This is a genomic window from Streptomyces sp. NPDC002092, assembly GCF_053593775.1.
Map to the genome: position 1 here is coordinate 1 of NZ_JBSFDG010000055.1, position 1297 is coordinate 1297.

General features: G+C 67.1%; 2 protein-coding genes. Both read right to left on the reverse strand.

Annotated elements, in window-relative coordinates; translation table 11 throughout:
* Positions 1 to 33: 33 nt before the first annotated feature.
* A complete protein-coding gene (locus ACWCRD_RS44955; RefSeq protein WP_450971459.1) occupies positions 34 to 927 on the reverse strand; it encodes an IS3 family transposase in 894 nt (297 codons plus the stop codon).
* Entirely contained in the window at positions 924 to 1229 is a 306-nt protein-coding gene (locus ACWCRD_RS44960; protein ID WP_450971460.1) for a transposase, read from the reverse strand. Before ACWCRD_RS44960 ends, ACWCRD_RS44955 begins: the two co-directional genes overlap by 4 nt.
* Between the last annotated feature and the right edge of the window lie 68 nt (positions 1230 to 1297).

The window sequence follows — 1297 nt, forward strand, 5'->3', positions numbered from 1 at the left end:
TGAAGTTCCCCCGTGATGCTGGACACTCGATGCTTACGCTGCGAGGGCGTGTTCCTGCTCGTGTCGCTGCCGGGTCTCCAGCGGGGTGAGGTAGCCCCAGACTGGATGCCTCCGCAGTCGCTTGCGGTTATAGAAGGTCTCGATGAAGGTGAAGATCTCAGCGCGGGCAGTGGTCCGGTCGGGCCAGTTGCGGGTGCCGATTTCCGCTTTCAGCAGCGCGAAGAAGCTCTCGGCGGCGGCATTGTCGTAGCACGAGCCGGTTCGTCCCATGCTCTGCCGCAGCCCCAACCGGCGTACTTCCCGGCGGAGTTCGTCAGCGGTGTACTCCGCTCCGCGGTCCGAGTGCACGATGCAGCCGGGCTGGAGGTCACTGCGGCCCGCGGCCATCGTCAGTGCGTCGACCACCAGGGATGCGCGGTGGTGGTCGGCCATCGAGTAGCCGACAATCTCGCGTGTCGCCAGGTCCAGCCAGGTCGCCAGATACAGCCATCCCTCGTCGGTGGGGATGTAGGTGATGTCACCGACCAGTTTCCGCCCCGGGGCGGCGGCCGTGAAGTCGCGGCCGATCAGGTCGTGAGCGGGCACCGCCTTCTTCGCCGGACGGGTCAGCGACCGGCGCTTGCGCCGGGTGACCCCGGTGATGTCGCGCTCACGCATGATCCGTTCCACTCGCTTGCGGTTGACCGGCCGGTCCAGCCTGCGCAGTTCAGCATGGATGCGCGGCACCCCGTAGGTGCACCGGGAGGCGATGTGCAAGGCGGTGATCTCGTGGGCGAGGGCGTCGTCGGCGGTCCGGCGGGCGGCGCGGGCCTGCTCGCCGGCCATCCAGGCGTAGAAGGAGGAGCGGGCCACTTTCAGCAGCCGGCACAACAGAGCGACTGGGTGGGTGGTCTTCTCCGCCTCGATGAACGCATACACGTCGTTCATCGATCGCTCTCCTTCGCGAAGAAGACCGCTGCTTTTCGCAGCACCTCGATCGTCTCGGCCTGCTCACGGTTCTGCCGCCGCAGCCGACGCAGTTCCTCCCGCTCCGCGCTTGTGAGCTCGCCTGGCGCCCCCTGTCCGCGGTCGATCGTGTCCTGTTTGACCCAGTTCCGCAGGCCCTCGGCGCTGACCCCGATCTCCCGGGCCACCTCGGTGACGGTCTTGCCGGAGGAGCGGACCAGCGCGACCGCGTCGCGCTTGAACTCCTCCGCGTACCGCCTGCTGCGGTTGCTCTTGCTTCCCACCTGGCACTACTTCCTCTGGAACCTCACGTCCCAGTCTCCAGGTGTCCGACATCAAGGGGAAGCTTCAG